This window comes from Nocardia pseudovaccinii NBRC 100343, assembly GCF_001613225.1.
In the GTDB taxonomy this organism is placed as follows: Bacteria; Actinomycetota; Actinomycetes; order Mycobacteriales; family Mycobacteriaceae; genus Nocardia; species Nocardia pseudovaccinii.
The window spans coordinates 1-23,132 of record NZ_BDBY01000167.1 but is presented as its reverse complement, the minus strand read 5'-3'; the positions used below and the strand labels follow the sequence as shown (position 1 = coordinate 23,132).

The window sequence follows — 23,132 nt, the reverse complement described above, 5'->3', positions numbered from 1 at the left end:
GACCGTAGCCAGCGCAAGCGGGCGGTGTCAACCCTGACGATTCGTCATCGTCGACTTTCCGCAGGTAGAGGCGAATTAGTGAGGAACGCAACAGTGCCCCACCCAAAGGCATGATCTGAAACAAGGCCTGGTCGCTGACGGTCTGACGAAATGCGCTATCCCCCAACGTTGCCCGGCATCTCAGCGTGCGGCCGAGCGCACAGCGATCAGAAAATTTCAGCGGCAAAACCGGAAGTTATTTGGGATCGGCGAATCGCGGCTAGACTCTGCCCGTACCGGTCGGATGTCCAGGGTCGATCCCGCCTGCGCGAGTTACTCCTGGGAGTTCAGACCAGAATTCGTCCGGTCATGGGTTCACAAGGAGACACCATGCAAGTTTTCGGCAGCTGGAACCACCTATTCGGAAAGGTGAGACCGGCGGTCGCCGCAGCCGCGATGACAGTCGCGGCGAGCGCCGCTATTACCGGGCAAGCGAGCGCAGACCCGGCCGCGGACACCCACTATGTAGCCCTCGGTGATTCCTTCGCCGCGGGCGCGGGCGTATTTCCGCAAACCGAACTCGCCACGTGTTCACGGTCCGCGGTCAACTACCCGTCGCTGGTCGCGAAGGAGCTCGGCGTCGCGACCTTCAAGGACGTCACCTGCGGTGGGGCCACCTTGGACGACCTCGCGAGCCCGCAGCGCGGCGTCGTCTCCGGAACCGCCGCACCGCAGTTCGATGCGCTGACACCGGACACCACCCTGGTGACAATGACCATGGGCGGCAACGATATCGGCCTGGCGAGCCAGGCCCTGCGGTGCGGAAATCTCCTGCCGGAGCCCTACGGCACGTCATGCGCGGACACCTTCACCGCGAACGGCGTCGACACTTTCGCGGAACGGACCAAGGCCCTGGCACCGGTCTACGGCACCGCGATCGATGAAATCCACTCACGCGCACCCGAAGCCACGATCGTGATCGTCGGATACCCCACCGCCTCGCGCGAAGGCGCTTGCCCGGCGCAACAGCCCGCCTGGCCGCGCGACGCCGACTACCTCCAGGACGTGCTGGTCGACCTCAATACGCTGCTGCGCAATGTCTCCGCCGCACACGGTGCGATCTTCGTCGACACCGCAACCTCCAGTCTCGGACACGATATGTGCGCCGCGCCGGATCAGCAGTGGATCAACGGGTTGATTCCCTCGCTGTCGACTCCATCCATTGTCCCGCTGCATCCCAACACCTTCGGCGAGCAGAACATCGCACAGCAGGTTGTCGCCGCACTGCGGTGAGATCGCGGCGCTGGGCGCGGGTGGCGATTCGCTAGTCTGCGAACAATGGACGCAGCAAAAGAGTGCACCGCATGAGGCGGGCCCAGGGCCGGGCCGGTCACGAGGATCGTCGTCGAGCGATCCTGGAGGCGGCACTCGAGGTTTTCGCGGAACGCGGCTATCAAGGCGCGACCATCGCGATCGTCGCGGAGCGGGTCGGGCTCAGCCAGCAGGGCGTGCTGCACTACTTCCCCAATAAGCAGACACTGCTGGCGAATGTGCTCGCATTGCGCGATCAGAACGATCTCGATGTCCTGCTCGCCACCGCGCAGGGCCGTTCGACAACCCTGGAACTCCTTGCCGAACTGGTGGAACGCAATGTCGAGCGACCCGGAATCGTGCAGTCGTTCACGGTGCTCGCGGCCGAGAGCGTCACCCAGGACCATCCAGCGCGCGACTACTTCGTCGATCGGTACGCGCAGGCCCGGGAGATGTTGACAACCTTCCTGGAGCGCGCACTGGGCGGCGATCCGCCGCATGGCGTCTCACATCGAGATGCCGCCGTATTACTGATCGCGGTTCTGGATGGTTTACAGCAGCAATGGTTGCTATCGCCGGATGAGGTCGATATGCCCGCGCTGCTGCGCAAGTTCCTGCGATTGATCTGTCCGGATGGCGATCCGGATTTATAACGTATTGATAACATTCCCTACCAGTTACTAGGTAGCGCGACCATACTTCGAGGTAGATGCCCGCGCGTCATACGAACAAGGGAGTCGACCGACATGGCGAATCACCGAGCCGACGCCGAGGCAGTGGTCGAAAAGGCGTTGGCCGCACTGGATCTGGACGCGCGTTGCCGCCTGCTCGCCGGACAGGACATGTGGTCCCTGCCCGCGATTCCGGAGATCGGATTGGCGTCCCTCGTGATGTCCGACGGTCCGATCGGCGTGCGTGGCGTGCACTGGAGTCCGGAGGATCCCTCGATCGCCCTGCCGAGCCCGACCGCGCTGGCCGCCACCTGGGATCCGGCTCTGGCCCGGCGGGCCGGGCAGTTGCTCGCGCAGGAGGCCCGGCGCAAGGGCGTGCATATGCTGCTTGCTCCGACGCTCAATCTGCATCGAAGCCCATTGGGCGGCAGGCATTTCGAGTGCTATTCGGAGGATCCGCTGCTGACCGGTGCGATCGGCGCGGCCTATGTGACCGGCGTGCAGGAGGGCGGTGTGGCCGCGACGCCCAAGCATTTCGTGGCCAATGATTCCGAGACCGACCGATTCACCGTTGATGTGCGGGTATCCCAGCGAGCACTGCACGAGCTGTATCTGGCGCCGTTCGAAACCGTGGTCGAGCAGGCCGAACCGTGGGCTTTGATGGCGGCCTACAACAGCGTCAACGGCGTCACGATGACCGAGCACAGTGGGTTGCAGAACGAACTCCTGCGTGCACGTTGGGGTTTCGACGGCGCTATCGTCTCGGACTGGACGGCGGCGCGCAATACCGTCGGCGCGGCCGTCGGCGGGCTCGATATTGCGATGCCGGGACCGCAGAGCGTTTTCGGCCATGCCCTCGCGGAAGCGGTTCGCGCAGGCCGGGTTCCGGCCGAGACGGTCGAGCAGATGGCACGACATGTGCTCCGGCTCGCCGCCCGGGTCGGCGCGTTGGCCGGGGCACCACCTGAAGTCGCCACGGTGCCCACGACGATCAACGGCGACGCGCTGGCCCGCGAGATCGCCCAACGCTCGATTGTGCTGCTGTGCAACGAGAGTGGTGTGCTTCCGCTCGGCAAAGTCCGCCGCATCGCGCTGATCGGCCAGACCGCCGACCAGCCGAGGGCGCTCGGTGGCGGCAGCGCCCAAGTGTTTCCACCGCATACCGTCTCTCCGCTCGCGGGCCTGCGGGCCGTGCTCGATGCGGATACCGAACTGGTCTATGCCGTCGGCGCGGATCCCCGGGTCAAGATTCCCGCCGCGAAGGAAGGTTTCGACCTGCGGGTCCAGCTCTACGGGGCGGCTGACCGCGTGCTCGGCGAGCATCCGCTGCCGGAGGCCACGATCGAATGGATCGGTGAGTTCCCGGACGGTATCGGGGTCGGGGAACTGCACCGGGTCGTTGTCACCGGCACCTTCACTTCACGGGCGACGGGAACGCATACCTTGGCCATTGCTGGTATCGGGCCGTTCCGGCTGACGGTCGGCGATGTGACCTGTTTCGACGACGCGATCCTCCCCGAGGGCGACCCGGTGGCGGCCTTCCTCCAGCCGTCGGAGACGCTTTTCGAGGTCGAACTCACTGCGGGACAGCAGGTTTCGATCAGTCTTACCCATACCGTGACGACGCTGCCCGAGATGCCCATCGCCTTCGAGAAGTTCTCGCTCGGACATCAGGAACCGAATATCGACCCCGAGGCCCTCATCGAAGAAGCCGTGGCCGCGGCGGCCGCGGCCGAGGTGGCCATCGTGGTCGTCGCCACCACCCCCGAGGTGGAGAGCGAAAGTTTCGACCGCACATCGCTTTCGCTGCCCGGTCGACAGGATGAGCTCGTCGCGCGGGTGGCCGCTGCCAATCCGCGCACCGTGGTCGTGGTGAATACCGGGTCACCCGTGCACATGCCGTGGGCCTCGGATGTCGCGGCGATCCTGCTCACCTGGTTTCCAGGGCAGGAAGGAGGTGCCGCGCTGGCCGACGTGCTCATGGGGCGGGCCGAACCGAGCGGGCGGCTGCCCACCACTTGGCCCGTGCATCAGGACGATGCGCCGGTGCTGAATGTCACGCCGACCGATGGTGCCCTCGCCTACGAGGAGGACATCTCTCTCGGATACCGCGCGTGGCAACGACTTACGACCGCACCGGCGTACTGGTTCGGGCACGGAATCGGTTACACCACCTGGGAATACGAGAGCGCTACCTTCGCCCCCGACCCGGCATCTGGTCTCGGCACGCTCACCGTGACAGTTCGCAATACCGGCGATCGTCCCGGCCACGAAACGATCCAGACGTACATCGCGCATTCATCGCAACCGGAACGCCGACTGGCCGCCTTCGCGGTCGTCGAAGCCGAGCCGGGCGAGACTGCCGAGGTGGCGATTCCGATCCCTCGCCGGGCCGCCGAATCCTGGGATGAGGCAACGGAAACCTGGGTACTACCGGCCACCGCCTACGACCTGCTGACCGGTCGATCGGTCGCCGATATCCGCGTGACCACGGTCATTCAAGGACCACACGCATGACGTTGCGCCGAATCACCTTGTTGCTGACGGGATTTGCGCTGTGCGCCGCAGCGATGCCCGTGGCCGCCGCCGAGCCGGGACCGTATCCGACCGCCACTTGGGAGCAGGTGCAGGACGAGGAAACCCGGTGGGCACAGGAGGGCAAGGTCGAAGCCCCGACGCCGCCCGGAGTCAACCGGTACGACTGCGTGCCCACCGTCCCCGGCGCGGTTCCCGTTGTCCTGCTACATGGTTTCGCGGGCGACGAGTACCGAGCCTGGGGTTATCTCGGACCGACCCTCGCCAATGCGGGCCTGTGCGTCTATTCCTTCTCCTATGGCGGCAGCAATGCCATGCGGGGCGGTGGCAATGGTCCGCTCGCCGATTCGGCAGTGGAGATCAAGCAGAAGCTGACCGCGCTGACCACCCGGCTCGGCGTCCCGAAGGTCGACCTGATCGGCCATTCCGAGGGCGGCATCATGGCGCAGTACATCGTGAAAACCGATCCGGAGATCGCCGGTGGCGTCCGTTCGGTGACCACCATTTCCTCGCCGACACACGGCACGCTCGGCGAGCTCGGTGCGACTCTGCTCGGAAATCTCCGCGACGAGCTGCCGGTACCGCCCGCGGTGAAGGATCTACTGGCCGGATCGGTCTTTCTACGGGAACTGAACTCCAGCCCCATCACCGTCCCCGGCATCGCCTACACCACCATCAGCAGCCGTTTCGACCCGATCTCGTCCTTCGGCCAGAACGAGGCCGTGATCACGGAGCCGGGTGTCGACAACTACGTCCTCCAAAACGTCTGCCCCGCAAGCAAAGCCGGTCACAACGGCACGGTCTTCTCACCCACCACCGCCGCACTCGTGCTCAATGCGCTCGATCGTTCGACAGTGCGGCCGATTCCGTGCCAGGACGACTCAACCGGTTAGGACAGTTGTATTTCGTTGTGCGGTAGATACAGCGACGGAACCGGTGGTGGTCCAGGCCGCAATGTTCCTTGGCGGCATGGAAATTCCTCCTCGCGCCAGCCACGATCTGCTCGCGGCTGACGGTGTAGGGGTGGAAGGCGCAGACGCCTACTCGGCGGTCGGCATTCGCCGATAGCCGGGGTGCACGCCCGGGGTGAGCTGTTGTTGTTCGGCGATGCGGTTGAGCAGGGTCGCCAAGTGTTCGTATTCGGTGTCGTCCAGTCCCGCGCAGATATCGCCCTCGTGTGCCGTGGCGATCTGCCACACCTGGCCCATCAACTGTTGCGCCTTCGGGGTGAGGTGCAGTTCGTGGTTGCGGCGGTCGGTGGCGCTACGGCGGCGTTCGACGAGGCCCTTGTGGTCGAGGTTGTCGATCAGGGTGACGACGCGGCTGGGGACGACGCCGAGTTCGGCCGACAGTGACCGCTGACTGCGTCCGGGCTGGGTCGCGATCATCCGCAGCAGTCCGATATCGGGCGGGGACAGTTCGAGATCGCTGATGCGCTCGGCGAATCGCTGGGCCGCGTGCGCGCCGATCTGTGCGAGCAGAAAGGTCACTGCCCGTGTGCGTGGCGGGTGCTGCGCATCCTCTTGCTCGGCTTCGATCACGACCCTATCGTACACAGCGCAGTATCATTCACTTTACTGAATGATTCACATAGGAGAATTGAATTGGGCGTGAATGCCGAGCTGATCGAGAAACTGATCCGGTTCCAGCGGCCCGAGCGGGTGCTGCCCTATCTCGACGAACTCGACGACATCCGCATCGCGAGCCTGTTCGGCCTGGATCCCGCCGAGTACAAGCGACTGCGCGCCGGATTCGATGCACAGGTCCACACGGCGGCCACCGAACTCCTGGCCAACCCCGAAGTGGCCGACGCGGTGGACCGGCTCCCATTCGAGCCCGGCCAACACGTCGTCGCCATCGGGGGGAGCACGACGGCGGATCGGCTGTCCTGGTTCGAGATAATGCGCGCGCTGCTGGCCATTCGTCGTCCGGACGGCATCCGACTCAGCAATCTGGCCGTATCCGGTTGCACCACAACACAGGCGCTCGCCGCACTGTCGACGCTGACCAGTCAGCGGCCCGATTGGGTGCTCTGCCATCTCGGCGCGAACGATGCCAAGCGCCTCGGCGGGATCGACGGACCTCGGCTGGTCAGCCTGTTGGAAACGAACCGCAATCTGCTGCTGCTGCACGACTCGGCGATGCGTGACATCGACGCACGGTGGATATGGCTCACCCCGGCCGCAGTGGACGAGGCGAAGGCGGCCGCAGTCCCGCACTTTCAGCGGGCCGGAATCGCCTGGCGCACTTCGGATATGGCCGATGCCGCCGGGTTGCTGGCCGATCAGCCGGAGCCGATCGTCGATGTGTTCGCGATAACCACCCCCGACTCGGGTTTCGACGGACACCTCGACGATGGCGTCCACCTGACCGGCTTCGGCCAGCAGGAGATCAGCGCGGCGGTCGTCGTCACGCTGGCCCAACTGTCGTGAACCGATACCCCGGCTACGCACCACACTCGAAAAGGTCAAGCATGCGCGTCACCACATTCATCCTCACCTGCACACTTGCCGTCGCCACTGCCGTGGGCACGGCCGCGGCCCAGCCCGCGGACGAGGGCGACGGCGTCGCCTTCACCGCACGCGCGGTCGACGGCGCCAGTGTGATCGATATCGACTCGGGGACAATGTCGTCGGACAATGATGTCTTCCAGATCAAGGCCGCCGACGGCACCTTGGTCGCCGCGATGCCCTTGCGGCTACGGCTCGATGATTTCGAATTCCCCATCGCCGCAGCGATTTACGGTCACAGCACGACCCTCGTACCACAAGTCGATATCGCGCGCGCGGCGTATCGGCCGGTCGCACTGCCCTTCGAGGATCAGGCACCCTTCCGATCGGAATACGAGCGCGAGGTCGCGGCCTGGAATCGGATGAGCAGCACCATCGCCATGGGGGCCATCGTCGGCACGGTTGTGGGCGGACTCGGCGGCGCGGCCGTTGGATGCGTGCTCGGCGGGACGGTCGGAGCGGCGGCCGCCACCGCCACCATCATCGGGCTCTTCGGTCCGATCCTGCCCGCAGCCGCGGTCGGCTGTCTCGGCGGCGTCATCGCGGTCGGCGCGCTCGGCACCATTGCGGGTCAGCTGTTGGTCACCGCCCCGGTAATCGTCGCGGCCGCGATCCAGTACTTCACCACGATCAATTCGCCACTCCCGCACTGATCATCGGGTCGCCCTCGGCGGCGGTTGGATACCGCCGCTGAGTTGTATTTCGTTGCGCTGCAACGAGTCCGGTCCTGGCGGCGGATTGCGCGGTGAACGCGAACACAACTGGGCCTGGGCCACCCTCCCCACCTTCGGTGACATCCCTGGCGCATGGAAGGCGACTAGACTCGCGGTCTCGCCAGCTGAGGTTGGCGAGACCGCGATGTTGTTCGTAGCAATCATCTTTGGAAGGACGCATGCCCACCACAGAATCCGAGCTGGACGATCTCTATGCGGCCATTGAGAAATCCGCGCGGTTGTGGAACGTCCCCTGCACGCGAGACACGGTCTGGCCCAACCTGACCGCATACGGCACGATGCTCACACAGTCCGTGATCTCTTTCAGAGTGGTCACCGAGGCCCGCCGCTCGGGAGACCTCGACTACCGTTTTTTGACGCTGCCGAGAGACACCGACCCTTACAACATCGCCCTTGCCAACAAACTGATTCCCGAGACCGATCATCCGGTTGGCGCTCTGCTGGACCAGGTCCGGAAACAGTGCCCCATCGACAGCTACGGGATCGACATCGGTGTAGTCGGCGGCTTCAAGAAAGTCTGGCCGTTCTTTCCTGCCGATGGCGTGCAAAAGGTATCGGAGCTTGCCGCACTCCCGTCCATGCCGCCCGGTCTCGCCGACCACGTCCGCATGTTCGCACGTCACGGCCTGGAGGACAGAGTCGGCTTGCTCGGCATCGACTACCACGACAAGACGATGAACGTGTATTTCCCCGGTCTGCCTGCCGACTGCTTCGAACCCAGCGCCATCACGTCACTGCACCGAGAAGCCGGATTTCCGGACCCGAGCGACCAATTCCTCTCGCTCACCGAGAAAGCATTCGATATATACGCCACCTTCAGCTGGGAATCTCCTCGGATCGAACGCCTCTGTTTCCCCGTGATCACACCCGACCCGAGAACGCTCCCAGTCCCGATCGAACCGCGCTTCGAGCAACTCGTCGACAAAGTTCCGATCAGCACAAACGACCGTCGATTCACCTATGCCGCGACCTCGTCGCCCAAGGGAGAATCCTACAAATTCAGTTGGTTTTACCAATGGCAACCCAGAATACTGGACAGGATGAAGACATCCGATTCATAAACTGCCTGGAGTCTCAGTGCACGAGCGCGGTCAGGATCGCCTGTGCGCCAATGGCATCGAGACCGCTCGGGTAATCGGCGAGCATCGTCGGGGTCGGGAAGAGATAGGAAAGGCCGAACTGCTCCAGGCCGCCGACGGGTTTGCCATAGGCCGCGACGAGATCGTCGAGAGCATCGCTGTCCGACACGACACCGCGGATGTCATTTTCGAATGGGTCCCACGGCTCCCCTGCGAGCAGCCGCTGCACCCTGGACACCAGATGGATCAGGCCCTCGATATGCGGTACATGCACCAGGAGAAGCGCGGCATCTGTTGCGGCTGAGTATATTTCGATGACGCCCGGATCACCGTCCATGTCGATCGTGCGCCGGTAGCGGGTCGACGTGACGCTCTCGACACCAGCGATCGCGCTGCGCGCCAGTTGTGCCAATCGCCGCTCGATGTTCGTCCCCTCGGCCACCGGCACCCGCAGCGCGAGACCGCCATCCGCGACCAGCCGGTCCGCACGCCGCCGACGTTTGCGCAACTCGACAGGTGTTGCGCGAAATATCGCGACCATCACCCGATTGAATTGACGCAGGCTCCCGAATCCGGCGGCGAAGGCGATGTCGGTGACCGACAGATCGGTATCGTCCAGTAGTCGTCGCGCGAAATGCGCCCGCCGCGAACGGGCCAGCTGATCCGGCGTCGCACCGACCTGCTCGTGGAACATCCGTCGCAGATGACGTTCCGACACTGCCAGCCGCGCGGCGAGTTCCGCCTCATTGCCCTCGTCCAGTACACCCACGGCAATGAGATCGATAGCGCGACAGACCAATTCGGATGCGCTCGTGGGCTTTCGATCACTCCGATAGGGCCGACAGCGGTGGCACGCCCGAAACCCCGCCGCCTCGGCACCCGCAGCGGAGGTGAAGGGGACGACATTCTCCGCTCGGGGGCGTCCGGGACACGGCGGCAAGCAGTAGATGCCGGTCGTGACGACGCCTTCGAACGATCCCATCCCCCGAGTCTGCGCTCCGAGCCGCGCACCGACCAGCCATATCCGGACACGGTCTGTCCGGATATGGCGTGATCGGCGGCCGCGGCCCACCCAGGATTGGCCGAATGGACGCACAGACGAGCAAAGATGTGATCATCCGAGCCTGGCGCGAATTCGCGACCCAGGACCCCGACCGCATTGCCGCGGTATTCACCCCGGATGCCGAATGGCTCGCACCGCCGCAGAACGCCACCGCCCGCGCCCTCGACGGCACCAATCACCTGGTCGGTCGTGACCGCATCGTGCACTTTCTGACCAGAGAGTTTCCGGCCGTGTTCGTATCCGATCGAAGCGTGCAGTTCACTGCCGTCATCGCCGAGGCCGCGACGGTCGTCGTGGAGGAGCGGATGCGGGCGACATTGATGAACGGCAACCACTACGACAACGACTACTGCTTCATCTTCGAACTGCGCGACGGTCTGATCCACCGCGTGCGCGAGTACATGGACACCCGTCGCGCAGAGGAAATGTTCAGCGCCGACTGAGAGTGCCATCTCTTCGGCAGCTATGGCAACAACTTCGGCCCGATCATCGAGGGCTCCAGCACGGCACCCGCTAGCTCACCTCCGGTCCGGATCGGTCGATCCGGACCGGAACAGCTCACTTCACGCCGATGGGCTTACCGAAGAATGAGGCGAAGGTCTCGCCGAAGGTCGACTTCAACAGCTCGATTCCGTTCGGATCCAAGGCCAACCAGCCCACCTCGGCGGTGCTGCAACCCTGTTGTGCCGGAACACCATTGAGCCGGTCACGCAGCCACAGGAGGGCGGGAGCAGTGCCCGACACCTCGGTGACAACATGCTCCGCAAAGTGCTCGCGGGTGTATCGCACACTCGCGGAAGGGCTTTGGCAGTAGGTATCGACCAGCGTGTTGACCTGACCCACCGGAATGATTTCATCCGGATTGCCCTGCCAGATGTACATCGGCATATCGGGTACCGACTTACCCATGCGGGTCTTGTCGAGCACATCGACGACCGCCGGGTGCTGGATCGGATCGCCGGGCACCCGGAGCATGCCCTTCAGGTTCAGGAACGGCAGCAACGCGGATACATACTGCACACACAGCCCGCCCTGCACAGTCGACACCGCCCGGCCGAGCAGATCGATATTCCCGTCGATGAATCGGGCGAAATCCGGATACTCACGGGTGAGCCCGTTGATGGCGCCCAGGACCAAACCGGAGGTGAGCTGGTTGTTCGCGACATTCAGCGTCACCCCGAGATCGGCGGGCACACCGCCCTCGGCCGCGCCGACGATATTGAGCTCCGGCGCATAGCCCTGCTTCAACTCGGCCGCGTGACCGGTCGCAATGGCCCCGCCCGAGTAGCCGTACAGCCCGATCCGGGTATCCGGCGCGAGCCGCATCGGCTCGAGATTGCGCGCCGCGCGGATGCCGTCGAGAGTGATCCGCCCGGCCAGCGGTCCGGCCGCGTAGGCATTGTTCGGTCCCTGATGATCGGGAATGACGACCGCCCAGCCCTGCTGCACCGCGCCCTGCGCAATCACCCACTCGGCAGGAGCGACGACCTGCCCGACGAACGGACTGACCGAAAACTGTTGCAGCGCATAGGAAGGTGCACAGTACCCGGCCAACGAATCCTCGGCGATCTGCATCGATACGAGCTTGTCCGGTGCCGAGCCGCGCGGCTTCACGACCGTCGCGACCGCTGGAATCGCCTCGTCCCGACTGTTGTTCGAGCGGTAGGAGACCTGCCACGCATCGACATTCACCGGAATCAACCCGAAGTTGGCGACATTGACCTGCCGCGCCGAGATGATCTCGCCCGGCGCCTTGCTCGCGACGAGCTCTGCCGCCGGATGGTAGAAACCCGGATCCAATTCGGGCGGCAGCGGAACCGGTGCCGCGGGTTGCACCGCTGCCGGATCCTCCGGCGGCTCGGCGACCGTGACCGCGGTCGTCGCGAGCAGTGCGATGGCCGTGACTCCGGCCGAGAACATGATTCGCCGGGCGCGACCCGCCAGCGGATTGATCAACTTCCAGCCCCTTCGCCTACTGTGAGACCACTCCGTCTCACATATTGGCGACTATGACACAGACGTGATGTGCATCGCAATAACGGCCGCGGTCTTGGGCAGAAATAGACCCGATTCGCCGACTCGATGTGCCGAGCGGCGGAATATGCCGTAACTTTCGGTTCACCGAACCGGCCGGTTGGTGCCGGATAGCTTGCTGGGGAAGCTCCGAGGAAACATGCACGTGCTCAATGAACCGGTCTCGACGGTTCTGTATTACGTCTTCTTACTCTTCTATGGCGCACAGGATGCGCTGGGCAGATCCTTCATCCTGGGCTGACCGAGCCGTCACAGCACACCGAGCAGTCCGCGTGGCTGCTCGGATACCGTGGTGCTTGTGACCGAGCACAGCGAGGGAACCAAAGACACAACCCCCTTGGTCGCAGCGGAACCGAGCGCCAGCGAGGCGGAGCTGTGACCATCGTGGACAGGCAGTACGGCGGGCGCGCGGTGAGCGAGCGCAAGGCCGAGCGACGGCAGCGGTTCCTGGACGCCGCCATCCGGACCTTCGCCGAGCGCGGCTATGCCGACTGCTCGCTGGCCGATGTGTGCACCGCGGCCGGACTGTCCAAGCGGCAGTTCTACGAGGAGTTCCAGACCAGGGAAGACGTGCTCATCGCGTCCTACGACTACATCCAGGACCAGTCCGCCGCTGTTGTCGGGCAGGCCGTTGCGGCGCTGGGTCCGGATACGGATATCGCGGCCGGGCTCACCGCGGTGCTGACGGCGTTCATCGGTTCGATCAGCTCCGATCCGTACCGGGCCAAGGTCGCCTTCGTCGAGGTGGTCGGGGTCAGCGAACGCATGGAGAAGCACCGCCGTGAGCGCCGCCACGCGTGGGCGGGGGCAATCGAGGCGCTGCTCATCTCGATCGCGGGCCCGGATATCCGCGTCCGTGGTGGAATCACCTGGGCGGCAAGCGCACTCATCGGCGCGATCAACGGCGTCGCGCACGAATGGATTCTGGCCGACCCGCGCCCGCCGATCACACAACTGGTCGAGGTGCTCGCGCCCATCGCCACCTCGCTGATCATCACCGAGGAATAGCGCGCCGGGCAGCGTCCACGTAAGTTCGGCGTATGCAACTCGGTCAGCCAAGTCGCACCGCGCTCGCCACGGCCTACGCTCGCGCCTACCATCAGATCGCGGGTGAGCCGCGCATCTTCACCGATCCGCTGGCCGTTCGGATCGCGGGCATCACGCCAGATCAACTGGCCGACCTGGAGACCACGAAATATCAGGATGACACCGACATGCGTCGCCGACGCCGTCTGTTCCTGGCCGCCCGCGCGCGCTTCGCCGAGGACACCGTTGCCGACGCCGTGGCCGCAGGCACCCGGCAGGTGGTGATTCTGGGTGCCGGACTGGACACCTTCGCCTACCGCAACCCGCATCCGGATGTGCGGGTGTTCGAGGTCGATCATCCCGATACCCAGGAGTGGAAGCGGCAGCGGCTCGATGCGGCGGGCATCGAACTTCCGTCGTCGCTGATCTTCGCGCCCGTCGACTTCGAAAGCCAGACGCTCGCAGCAGGATTGGCTGCCGCCGGGTTCGATCGGCGCCGCCCGGCCGTTTTCGTGTGGCTCGGTGTCATCATGTATCTGACTCGGGACACGATCCTGGACACCCTACGGTTCGTCGCGGGTCAGGCGACACCGGTGCGGTTGGTGTTCGACTATATCTATCCCGCTTCGGCTTCCAAAGGCGAGGAGATGGATCAGCGCACCGCGCGAGCCGATTTGGTGGCGTCCATCGGCGAGCCATGGCTCAGCTTCTTTACCGCCGATGAGATCGCAAATGTCTTGCGGGAGGCGGGATTCGACCGAATCGACGATCGCGACGCACCGCATCTCGTCGCCGGTTACCTCGGTATCGAACCCCGACAGGGTTCCATCGCTCCGCCACATGTGCTGTGTGCCATGCGAACCGGGTAGGTCAGCAGCCGAGTTGGTCTGCGAGATCTAGGAAGTCGGTGGCGTTGACGTCGAAATCGTCGTCGAAGGAAACGTCCACGTCACCACCGGCGCCGAACTCGAGTGGCCGTGCGACGAAGGCCGTACGGAAGCCCAGTGCGCCCGCAGCCTGGATGTCGTATTTGTGGCTGGCGACCATCATGATCTCGGCAGGCTCCAGCCCCAGATACCGTGCGGCCATGCGATACACCGTGGGGTCGGGCTTGAACGCACCAGCCATCTCGGCGGTGAACACCGCATCCCACGGCAGCGCGGCGCGCTTCGAGATGTTCATCACGGCGGCGACATCCGCATTCGACAGGGTTGCGATCGCGAATTTGCTTGCGAGCCTGGTCAATCCGGCGACGACATCGGGCCACGGTTCGAGTCGTTGCCAGGCGAGGGTGAGATCGGCGCGTTGGTCGGGTGATAGGTCGATGCCGTAGTCACCCAGTAGGCCGTCCAGTGCGTTGGCGTAGACCGAATGCACGGTGACCCAGTTGTCTCGGTCGGGCTCGGCTTTCCGGAGCGCGGCGAAGTACTCGGCGCGCCAATGGTCTACGAAACCGGGCCAATCGATGTGGCGATATCGGGCACCGCCGATGCGGCGCGCGTCCGCGCAGACGGTCGAATGAAAATCCGTCGCCGTACCCTGCACATCGAAAAGTAATGCTCGCAACACAATTCGCGCCTTTCCCTACACGCGTTGGACCAGCAGATAGCTGCGTCGGCTCGGATGTTCGGTATCCGGATGTGGTTCACGGTCCAAGCGCGCCTCAGGAACCAGACCAGCCCTCACCAAGGCTTCGGATTCAGCGTCCGGGTCCAGGTAACGAAAGGTGAGGTCGACCTGCTGGCCCCACCAATCGGTGAGCGTCTTGGCCCCACCATCCGGAAAGTCCGCATCGCTGGTGTGAAACGCGATGAGCGCGTGCCCACCCGGCCGCAACACCCGCGCGAACTCCGCATAGGCCGCCGCCCGCTGGTGCTCGTCCAAATGGATCACCGCATACAGGCAAACCACCCCCGCCAACGCTTCCGCCCGCACCGGCAGCGCGGTCATATCGGCCGCCCCAACCGCCACCGAAGTAGTCCGCCGCGCCACCCCACACATCGCGGGCGAAAGATCCATCGCGATAGCCCGCACTCCCCGCCCCGCAAGATAAGCAGCGACATGCCCAGGCCCACAACCGATATCCGCGACCACACCCCCGTCGGTGAGTTCGGCGAACACCTCCAGCATCCCCCGATCCAACGGCTTCCCAAGCAACTCATCCCCGAGCTCATCGGCGTAACGCTCGGCCACCAGGTCATAACTGCGCCGCGTGCCGATCATCCAGCCAGCGTAGTTCCGCCCCGCAACCCGCGCCTGCCGTGGACATACCGACCCCGGGAGACGGCCAGCCACGGCAACGCCAACCAGACCGGCTCGAGCGGCGCATTGCCGAACTCGCCGCCGAGCACACCAGGCAATCGGTCGGAACGTACGGCCGACGGGCTGTCCGAACGCGAGATCATCCGCTGACTCGAACGCCCTGGGCAACACGCGACAACCGTTGCCCAGGGCGCGGATCGCGGTGTGAGCGGACGCAGTCCAGCGGTGGCCGACCGAGGCGTTGTCCCGCTCGGCACGTTATGTGACTCCTACGGCCTGGCCGAGGAGGCGATCGGCGTTCCGGCCGGGGCCCCGGCGTCCGGCACCCCCGCGTAGTCGGGCAGCTCGACGCCGTTGATCGCGCGCTCGACCAACTCGGCGAACCACTCTCCGGTGAAATCGGGGCCCGGCTCGGTGTCCGGCCCGGGGACGTCGCGGCTGCGGGCGTTCAATTGGGCGATCTCCTGGTTGGCCTCGACGAACGAGCGCATCCGGCCCTCGTAGGCGGCGAACCCGGCCGCCGGGTCCCACCCGGCGGCGGCCAGCTCTCCGGCCAGCAGGTAGGCGCCGACCAGGGCCAGCCCGGTGCCCTGCCCGGACATCGGCGACGAGCTGAACGCCGCGTCCCCGAGCAGCCCCACCCGCCCGCTCGACCATCGGTCCATCACCACCTGGGCGACCTGGTCGAGGTAGAAGTCCGGGGTGTCGTCCAAGTGCGCGAGGATGCCCGGGGTCAACCAGCCCAGCCCGCCAATCCGCTCGCGCAGCAAGTGCTTCTGGGCCGCGACATCGCGGTAGTCGACGTCGAGGTCGGCCGCCGGGAAGGAGAACATGGCCATCGCCCGGGTGGCGTCCTGGATGGGCCGCAGCCCGGCGGAGCGCCCGGACTCCTGGTACTCGATCAGCCAGCGGTCCAGCCCGAACTCGTTGGGCACGCTATAGAAGGCCAGCACGTGCCCGAGGTGGCGGACGAACTGCTCATGCGGTCCGAAAACCATTGTGCGCAGCGCCGAATGCAGCCCGTCCGCTCCGATCACCAGGTCGAAACGTCGCCGGTCGCCGCCCGCGAAACCCACGTCGACCCCGTCGGCGTCCTGGGTGAGCTCGGCGATCCGGTCGCCGAAAATGTATTCGACACCGTCGCGGGTGTCGTCGTAGAGCACCTGCGACAAGTCACCGCGCAGGATCTCGATCTCCGCGATGAATCCGTCGCCGCCGTCGTCGTCCACGCGGAAGGTCTCCAGCACGTTGCCGTCCGCGTCCACGGTGTGCGCGCCGATGGTCTGGGTGCAGGCCGCGCGCACCGCCGCGTCCAGCCCCATGCGCCGGATGACCTCCTTGGTCACCCCGCGTGCGTCCACCGCCTGTCCACCCGGACGCAGCTCGGGGGCCCGCTCCACCACGGTCACCTCGGCTCCCCGCCGACGCAGCCAGTGGGCCAGCGCGGGTCCCGCGATGCTCGCCCCCGCCACCAACACTCTGGTACCGCTCATTGTTGCCTCCCACTCACCCCGCCGGATCACTGTCCCGGATCGATTGCTTCTGCTCTGACGCACCGCTGTCGGTGTATCCAGAGGTATCGACGACGGATCCACCCAGAATTCATCGGTGCGGCTGAGCGGTCAAGCCACGGTGCGGAACGAAATCAGCACCGTGGCGACCATCGGATCGCGCGTCGGAACCTACCGCACCCGGAAAACGGTGAGCCGCCAGTCCGTTGAGCGGGTGCGGGCGATGCGTGCCGCTATGGCGAAGTGTTGGCGGCCGCGGTCGTAGGTGGCGAAGACTTCCGCGGTCGAAGCGTCGACCATCATGAGGCCCGCGCGGTAGAGCACCGCTACGCCGAGTGCGCGGCCGGGTGCGAGGTCGGCTCGGACTATGGTCCGCACCGCTGAGACCACCGCGGGCGTTGCCATGGTGGCGAGTTGGGCGACGGGGCGGCGGTGGTCGAGTATCTCGAGTGCCAGCCGCAGCGCTCGCTCGACGAATTGCTGTGCCGTCGAATCCAATTCGACGACCGGCGGCAACTCGGCATGCCCGGCACTGAGCGCCCGCCGCACACCCGCCGGACCGGATCGTCCGGTCTGATCGTTCCGCGATAACGGCGTACGGCACGGCGACGCACGCGGCGGATCCTCGAATTCCGCCCGGCTCCCGGCCGGACGGTACGGCAACAACGGCGGCTCGGTCCTCGGCGCATACGAAAGCCCCGACGGATGTCTCTCCAATGAAGCACCCCCAAATGAGTTCGAACTACTACCCCCGAGCTCGGACCGCGACAGCATTCCACGAATATCGCCGCAGGTAAACCACCCAAGCGACCGCTCTGGCGTCAACAATCAAGATCAGGTGGCACTGCTGGTCGAGGCTTCTCGGCTGATGCCCGCACAGATTCCACCTGATCTTGATGCGAGTCAGCCGGAGATGCGGGCCAGGGTTTGCAGCGGGTCGGTGAGGACGTCGGTGAAGGCCAGTTCGGCGGCACCGACGAGGGGGGCGTCGTCGGCAAGTGCGGAGGTGCGCAAGCGAACTCGTTCACGCACCGCGAGTAGACCGTTCACCGCGAGCCTGCTGCGGACCTGCGCGGCGGAGGCGAGGTAGATCTCGCGAAGCACCCCACCGAACACGACCATCGTCGGATTGAAGATATTGACCAGGTTGGCAACGCCGTATCCGAGCCAATCCCCCACCTGGTGCAACGCATCTCGGGCAGTGGCATCACCGCGCGCCGCGGCATCCACGATCGCCTCCACCGCCGCACGCCCGGTGAGATCCGGCCGCCCGGCGGCCGCGATCAACGCGAGCTCGCCCGCCTCGGCCTCCAGACAACCATGCGACCCACACGTGCACGCCCGCCCACCCGGATTCACGATCATGTGCCCGACCTCGCCGCCATATCCGCCCTCACCACCGAGCAGCTTGCCGCCCATGATGATTCCGCCCCCGATACCGACCTCACCGTGCAGATAGATCATGTCCGCGACCCCGACGCCGACGCCGCGCTCCCGTTCGGCAAGCGCACCGAGGTTGGCATTATTACCGACCACTACGCGCAACCCGAGTCGCTCCGAAAGCAGCGCCCCGACCGGCACATCCACCCACCCGATATTCGGCCCGTACCGAACGACCCCGTCCTCCTCGCGCACCATTCCACAGAACGCGACTCCCACACCCACACACACCGTTTCGGGCCCGGACCCGCGGATCATGTTCTCCGCGAGGTCCACCAGCGCACCGATCACATCAGTCGGATCGAATGTCCCACTGGGACGGCGCGTTTCCCGCCGATCGAGCACCACCCCGCCCAGGCCGACCCGGGCCGCCGCGAGCCGATCCGCCCCGACATCCAGCGCCAACCCGTAGACCCGCTCCGATTCCGGCCGCACCACCAGCGACGGCCGTCCCGCCTTCCCCGTCTGTCCCGGCAGCTCCTCGCTGACCAGACCGGCGGCAGCGAGGTCGGCGGTCAGCGCCAGAATGGTGCTGCGATTGAGCCCCATTCGCTCGGCGAGCGCGGTCCGGGACATGGGTCCGCTGGAGTGGACATGCCGCAGCAGCACGGCAAGGTTCTGCCGCCGGATCTCGTCCGGGGAAGGTGCAGCTCTCATTCGGGCGAACCTCCTCCCGGTCGTTGGTCAACTTCCTGGCAACGCACGCTTGCGCGAGAGCGCGTCCACTCCCGCTGCCAACAGCAGCACGAATCCTGTCACAACGAATTTGGTGCCCGCGCTGTAGCCCATCAGGCCCATTCCGTTATTGATCACCGCGACCACCGCCGCACCGAGCACCGCGTCGAGCATCCGGCCGCGCCCGCCGAACAGACTCGTACCGCCGATCACGGCCGCTCCGACAGCCGTCAGCAACACATCACTGCCGCCGGTATTCGGATCGACGGAGTTGGCCCGCGATGCCGCGATCAGCCCGCCCACCGCGGCCATTGTCGAACACAGCACGAAGGCACAGATCTTGATCCGATCGACTGGAATGCCCGCGCGCTGGGCCGCTTCCGTACTGCCGCCGACCGCATAGATATGTCTGCCGAACGAGGTGCGGTTGAGCACGAACGTCCAAAGCAGCAGCAGCGCAACGATCAACGGCACCACGATCGGCATGCCCTCGAGCGAGTTGATCGCCGGGTTGCGACTGCGTTCGTCATTGAGGATCAGCACCGCAGCGCCCGCCACCACGGCGACCGCCGCGATCCGCAGTGCGATCACCGGCGCGGTCTCACCGGTGAGACCGAGTTTGGTGCGCGCCCGCAGTTTTCGGTATTGGATCAACGCGAATCCGGCCAGCAGCACCACGTACATGACCCAGCCGAGCCAAGGCGGCACATTCTTATTGGCGATCGCGACGATCGTCTCGTCGTGGATCGAGATATTGCGCCCGTTGTCCATGATCTTCAGCGCGACACCCTGCAATGCCAGGAACGCCGCCAATGTCACCACGAACGAAGGGATTCCGATCTTCACCACGATCGCACCGATGGTCAGCCCGATCGCGACGCCGGTGAGCAGCGAGACGAGAACCGCCGCGTACCAGGGCCATCCCTTATCAGTGAGCAATACGGCGAGCACCGCCGCACACACGCCACTGGCGAATCCGGCCGACAGATCGATCTCACCGAGCAGCAATACAAAGATCAGCCCCATCGCGATCACCGCGATGGCCGCACCCTGGGTCAGGAGATTCGCGAAATTGCCCTGCGTCATGAACACCGGTCGCGCGATCCAGAACACCACCGACAGCACGGCCAGCGCGATAATCGACGGCAGCGCACCCATATTCCCGCTGCGCACCCGTCCGACATACGAGTTGACCAGCTCGGTCACCGGCGAGGACGTGGCCTCGAACTTATCCGTAACCACGGCGCTCATACACTTGCTCCATTTCCGAGGCCGAGGCTTCCGCTGCGACCGGCGGTGATCAGTTCGACGACCTGCGCGTGCGTCACGTCGGCGGTGCGCACTTGGGCCGCCATCCGGCCGAGATACAGTGCGGCGATCCGATCCGAGACCGCGAAAACGTCGTTCATATTGTGCGAAATCAGCACCACCGCAAGGCCTTTGTCGGCGAGTCGGCGAACCAGTTCGAGCACCTGCTGGGTCTGAGCGACACCCAGCGCGGCCGTCGGCTCGTCCAGGATCACCACTTTGCTGTTCCACAGCACGGCTTTCGCGATCGCGACCGTCTGGCGCTGACCGCCGGACAGACTCGCCACCTGCTGTCGCACCGACTTCACCGTCCGAACCGAGAGGCCCGCCAAGGTCTTTCCGGCCAGCTCCTCCATCCCGTACTCGTCGAGAACCAGGCCGTGCTTCTTCTCCCGGCCGAGGAACATGTTCTGCACGATGTCGAGGTTGTCGCAGAGCGCGAGATCCTGGTAGACGATCTCGATCCCGAGGTCGGCGGCGTCCCGCGGACTGTGCACACGCACCGGTTTGCTCTCGAACAGGAATTCCCCCGAATCGATCGGATGGGTGCCGCCGATGCACTTGACCAGGGTGGACTTGCCCGCGCCGTTATCGCCGACCAGCGCCGTCACCTCACCCGAGTACGCGGAGAACGCGACCTTGTGCAGGACATGGACGGGACCGAAACTCTTCTCTATCCCGCGTAATTCGATGACCGGGGTATCCGGCATGGGTGGAGCTCCTCAAGTTGGGGCGCCCCTTCCGCGATCCCCTCATCGAAATCGCGGAAGGGGCGTGATAACACGATCAGCGGACCCCGTTATCCGCGCAGAGCTTGGCGAATTCGCCGGTGCACAGCTCGGCCTTGGTGACATAGCCGTCCGCGACGACGTCGTTGACGTTCTCCTTGAAGATCGCCTTCGGTTCCAGCAGCACCGCGGGCACTTTCGCCTTCGCCTCGGGATCGTCGACGGCGCTGTTCGCCTCGCCCTTCTCCCCCTTCGCGAGTGCGATCGCCAACTTCGCACCGGCATCGGCCTCCAACTTGATGGCCTTGTAGACGGTCATGCACTGATCGCCCGCGAGCACGTTCTGCAGGCCCTGGACCGTGGCATCCTGGCCGGTCACCGGGATCTGGCCGTTCAGCTTCTGCTTCTTCAGTACCGCGATCGCGGCATTGCCGAGCCCGTCGTTGGCCGCGACCACACCGCCGAGATTCGGCGTGCCGGTGAGCATCTGCTCGAAAATGGTGCCCGCCTTGGTGTTATCCCACTCCGGCACCGCCTGATCCGGCCCCTTCGCATACTCACCGGAATCGAACTTCGGCTTCAGCACGCTGTCGTAGCCGTTCTTGAACAGCGTCGCGTTGTTGTCGGTGGGACCGCCATTCAGATACGCGACGATCGGATTGACCGCCTTCTTATCGGTGAGGCACTTGGACAGCCCGTCCCCCATCAACTTGCCGACCTTCACATTGTCGAACGACACATAGAACGGCGCCCCACCGCCGAGAGTCAGCCTGTCGTAATCGATTACGGTCACACCCTGCGACTTCGCCTTCTGGATCACGGCCTTGCCGGTCCCGCTGTCGAGGTTGGTGATCATCAGCACCGAGGCGCCATTGGTGATCATCTGATCCGCGATGGTCTGGAAGGCGTTCTTATCCCCCTGCGCGTTCTGGATATCCGCCTTGATCCCTGCCGCGTCGAACGCAGCCTGTAGATACTTCCGATCCGCCGTCTCCCACCGCGCGGAAGTCTTACTGTCCGGCAGGATCACCCCGATCTTGGCGCCCCCACCCCCGGAGTCCTTGTTGTCGTCCCCGCAGGCAGTGAGCGAGGTGAGAAGCGCGACCGATACGGCCGCAATGCCGAGGATCCCCTTACGCATGAGGGCGAGCCTTTCGTCGAACCACCGCCCGATCAGACCAGGCAGCGAATGTTGTTTGGTGCAACATATTCCACTGTGACCCGAAGCACAGCCGTTTCGCAAAGATATTTGTTGTTTGCCATAACAATCCGGCTACGGTGTGGCGCGGCCCCGATCGACAGCCCACTCAACGCCCCACCGAGTAGCGTTACCCCAACCGCCGTCGACGCAGAGGACCCCGCCGATGCCGCTCGGAATCAACAAGATCCGCCAGGTAAAGCTCCCCGTCAGCAACCTCGCCAAAAGCGTCGCCTGGTACCGCGAACTCTTGGACCTCGAACCCGTCTTCGAGGTCTATGAGGAAGACGCCGTCCGCGGCGTAGTCCTCCTCGAACCCAACGCCGATCTCCACATCGGCCTCCGCGAACGCGCCTACTGCGCGAGCCACCCCCACCTCAACGACTTCGACGCCTTTGCGCTCGAGGTCGACTCCCTCGAGACCTTCACCGAACTGATCAGGCGCGCCGACGAACTCGGCGCACCCCACGGCGAGATCCACGACCGTGGGCCCTACGGCGCCGCCCTCGACATCAGCGATCCCGACGGCCGCGACGACTGTCGACGCGACGTGGGACGGTAACGCGGCGACCAGCGCCCAAGTCTATTTCACGCAGCTCTCGACAGCCATTTCCACGGAGGTAGAGCCATTGATCTGGCCCACGGCGATCTCGGGGCCTCACGCCAACTGTCCCGGGCGATTCGGGTGCTGATGGATACCACCACCGATCCGCAATTGAAGATGCAGCTGCGCGGTGTCCTCGAAGGCAAGGGCAGCGCACGCGAATTGATGCACAGCGAGGCATTCAATCGGGTGCTCGATCGCACGTTGCCCGCCGCCATGCAGCAGTTCGCGGACATGCCGGAGGAGGAACGGCAACGGCTGGCCGCCCAGGGCGAAGCCGAGTTGGTGCGACTCCGGTCTGAACCAATAGAGGACCAGCGGCCGCCGGACCGGCCGATGCCCGCCGGGAACACCGTCATCCCGGGCACCCGCAAGCCCAACCGTGATCGCGTGGTAGCCCCGGCTGATGACGACGAATACTCCCGGGACCGTCAGCAGCGCGGGTGGCTGCAGTGACCAGGGCG

The 23,132-nt window shown here is 65.0% G+C and carries 24 protein-coding genes; 12 read left to right on the top strand and 12 right to left on the bottom strand.

Annotated elements, in window-relative coordinates:
- Positions 1 to 369: 369 nt before the first annotated feature.
- From NP3_RS19480 to NP3_RS19465, 4 genes are all read left to right on the top strand, one after another.
- Positions 370 to 1,272 carry an SGNH/GDSL hydrolase family protein gene (locus NP3_RS19480; RefSeq protein ID WP_245721023.1) on the top strand — a complete coding sequence of 301 codons (903 nt, stop codon included), beginning with the start codon at positions 370 to 372 and terminating at the stop codon, positions 1,270 to 1,272.
- 71 nt (positions 1,273 to 1,343) lie between these two features.
- Positions 1,344 to 1,943 carry a TetR/AcrR family transcriptional regulator gene (locus NP3_RS19475; RefSeq protein WP_063043033.1) on the top strand — a complete coding sequence of 200 codons (600 nt, stop codon included), beginning with the start codon at positions 1,344 to 1,346 and terminating at the stop codon, positions 1,941 to 1,943.
- A 93-nt stretch (positions 1,944 to 2,036) separates the two neighbouring features.
- On the top strand, positions 2,037 to 4,478 hold the full coding sequence (locus NP3_RS19470) for a beta-glucosidase family protein (protein WP_063043017.1): 2,442 nt from the start codon (positions 2,037 to 2,039) through the stop codon (positions 4,476 to 4,478).
- Entirely contained in the window at positions 4,475 to 5,389 is a 915-nt protein-coding gene (locus NP3_RS19465; RefSeq protein WP_063043016.1) for an esterase/lipase family protein, read from the top strand. The genes NP3_RS19470 and NP3_RS19465 overlap by 4 nt, the downstream gene beginning before the upstream one ends.
- A gap of 147 nt (positions 5,390 to 5,536) precedes the next feature.
- Here NP3_RS19465 and NP3_RS19460 read toward each other — a convergent pair whose 3' ends face one another.
- Entirely contained in the window at positions 5,537 to 6,037 is a 501-nt protein-coding gene (locus NP3_RS19460; protein WP_245721022.1) for a MarR family winged helix-turn-helix transcriptional regulator, read from the bottom strand.
- A 69-nt stretch (positions 6,038 to 6,106) separates the two neighbouring features.
- On the opposite strand from NP3_RS19460, the gene NP3_RS19455 reads away from it, so the two are divergent.
- From NP3_RS19455 to NP3_RS19445, 3 genes are all read left to right on the top strand, one after another.
- On the top strand, positions 6,107 to 6,928 hold the full coding sequence (locus tag NP3_RS19455) for an SGNH/GDSL hydrolase family protein (protein WP_063043015.1): 822 nt from the start codon (positions 6,107 to 6,109) through the stop codon (positions 6,926 to 6,928).
- 41 nt (positions 6,929 to 6,969) lie between these two features.
- Positions 6,970 to 7,659, top strand: coding sequence for a DUF8020 domain-containing protein (locus tag NP3_RS19450; protein ID WP_063043014.1), 690 nt, complete (start codon positions 6,970 to 6,972; stop codon positions 7,657 to 7,659).
- 239 nt (positions 7,660 to 7,898) lie between these two features.
- A complete protein-coding gene (locus NP3_RS19445; protein WP_063043013.1) occupies positions 7,899 to 8,801 on the top strand; it encodes an aromatic prenyltransferase in 903 nt (300 codons plus the stop codon).
- Between the two features lie 13 nt (positions 8,802 to 8,814).
- Here the strand turns inward: NP3_RS19445 and NP3_RS19440 are convergent, their stop codons facing one another.
- On the bottom strand, positions 8,815 to 9,801 hold the full coding sequence (locus NP3_RS19440) for a helix-turn-helix domain-containing protein (RefSeq protein ID WP_084508703.1): 987 nt from the start codon (positions 9,799 to 9,801) through the stop codon (positions 8,815 to 8,817).
- Between the two features lie 104 nt (positions 9,802 to 9,905).
- On the opposite strand from NP3_RS19440, the gene NP3_RS19435 reads away from it, so the two are divergent.
- Positions 9,906 to 10,325 carry a nuclear transport factor 2 family protein gene (locus tag NP3_RS19435; RefSeq protein ID WP_063043011.1) on the top strand — a complete coding sequence of 140 codons (420 nt, stop codon included), beginning with the start codon at positions 9,906 to 9,908 and terminating at the stop codon, positions 10,323 to 10,325.
- A 115-nt stretch (positions 10,326 to 10,440) separates the two neighbouring features.
- Here the strand turns inward: NP3_RS19435 and NP3_RS19430 are convergent, their stop codons facing one another.
- Positions 10,441 to 11,838, bottom strand: a complete 1,398-nt coding sequence (locus NP3_RS19430) for a lipase family protein (protein WP_063043010.1) — start codon at positions 11,836 to 11,838, stop codon at positions 10,441 to 10,443.
- Positions 11,839 to 12,291: 453 nt separating this feature from the next.
- Here NP3_RS19430 and NP3_RS19425 point away from each other — a divergent pair, with 453 nt between their 5' ends.
- A complete protein-coding gene (locus tag NP3_RS19425) occupies positions 12,292 to 12,924 on the top strand; it encodes a TetR/AcrR family transcriptional regulator (protein ID WP_063043009.1) in 633 nt (210 codons plus the stop codon).
- 32 nt (positions 12,925 to 12,956) lie between these two features.
- Positions 12,957 to 13,811: a class I SAM-dependent methyltransferase gene (locus tag NP3_RS19420; RefSeq protein ID WP_063043008.1), complete on the top strand. Its 855-nt coding sequence runs from the start codon at positions 12,957 to 12,959 to the stop codon at positions 13,809 to 13,811.
- Position 13,812: 1 nt separating this feature from the next.
- On the opposite strand, the gene NP3_RS19415 is transcribed toward NP3_RS19420, so the two are convergent.
- The 9 genes from NP3_RS19415 to NP3_RS19375 all read right to left on the bottom strand — a co-directional run bounded on the left by NP3_RS19415 (position 13,813) and on the right by NP3_RS19375 (position 22,007).
- Positions 13,813 to 14,514, bottom strand: a complete 702-nt coding sequence (locus tag NP3_RS19415; protein ID WP_063043007.1) for a haloacid dehalogenase type II — start codon at positions 14,512 to 14,514, stop codon at positions 13,813 to 13,815.
- 12 nt (positions 14,515 to 14,526) lie between these two features.
- Complete coding sequence (locus tag NP3_RS19410; RefSeq protein WP_063043006.1) at positions 14,527 to 15,165, bottom strand: class I SAM-dependent methyltransferase; 639 nt, start codon at positions 15,163 to 15,165, stop codon at positions 14,527 to 14,529.
- Positions 15,162 to 15,347: a hypothetical protein gene (locus NP3_RS19405; protein WP_063043005.1), complete on the bottom strand. Its 186-nt coding sequence runs from the start codon at positions 15,345 to 15,347 to the stop codon at positions 15,162 to 15,164. The genes NP3_RS19410 and NP3_RS19405 overlap by 4 nt, the downstream gene beginning before the upstream one ends.
- Before the next feature lie 126 nt (positions 15,348 to 15,473).
- Positions 15,474 to 16,697, bottom strand: coding sequence for an FAD-dependent monooxygenase (locus NP3_RS19400; protein WP_063043004.1), 1,224 nt, complete (start codon positions 16,695 to 16,697; stop codon positions 15,474 to 15,476).
- Between the two features lie 189 nt (positions 16,698 to 16,886).
- Complete coding sequence (locus NP3_RS19395; RefSeq protein WP_157124400.1) at positions 16,887 to 17,432, bottom strand: Rv3235 family protein; 546 nt, start codon at positions 17,430 to 17,432, stop codon at positions 16,887 to 16,889.
- Between the two features lie 186 nt (positions 17,433 to 17,618).
- A complete protein-coding gene (locus NP3_RS19390; protein WP_063043002.1) occupies positions 17,619 to 18,812 on the bottom strand; it encodes an ROK family protein in 1,194 nt (397 codons plus the stop codon).
- Positions 18,813 to 18,839: 27 nt separating this feature from the next.
- Positions 18,840 to 20,081 (bottom strand): sugar ABC transporter permease, encoded by a 1,242-nt coding sequence (locus tag NP3_RS19385; protein ID WP_063043001.1) that lies wholly within the window; start codon positions 20,079 to 20,081, stop codon positions 18,840 to 18,842.
- Entirely contained in the window at positions 20,078 to 20,848 is a 771-nt protein-coding gene (locus NP3_RS19380; RefSeq protein WP_063043000.1) for an ATP-binding cassette domain-containing protein, read from the bottom strand. Before NP3_RS19380 ends, NP3_RS19385 begins: the two co-directional genes overlap by 4 nt.
- Positions 20,849 to 20,924: 76 nt before the next feature.
- Complete coding sequence (locus NP3_RS19375) at positions 20,925 to 22,007, bottom strand: sugar ABC transporter substrate-binding protein (RefSeq protein WP_063042999.1); 1,083 nt, start codon at positions 22,005 to 22,007, stop codon at positions 20,925 to 20,927.
- A 223-nt stretch (positions 22,008 to 22,230) separates the two neighbouring features.
- Here NP3_RS19375 and NP3_RS19370 point away from each other — a divergent pair, with 223 nt between their 5' ends.
- Together NP3_RS19370 and NP3_RS19365 are read left to right on the top strand one after the other, a co-directional pair.
- Complete coding sequence (locus NP3_RS19370; protein WP_063042998.1) at positions 22,231 to 22,626, top strand: VOC family protein; 396 nt, start codon at positions 22,231 to 22,233, stop codon at positions 22,624 to 22,626.
- Positions 22,627 to 22,755: 129 nt separating this feature from the next.
- On the top strand, positions 22,756 to 23,124 hold the full coding sequence (locus NP3_RS19365; protein ID WP_063042997.1) for a hypothetical protein: 369 nt from the start codon (positions 22,756 to 22,758) through the stop codon (positions 23,122 to 23,124).
- Positions 23,125 to 23,132 lie beyond the last annotated feature (8 nt).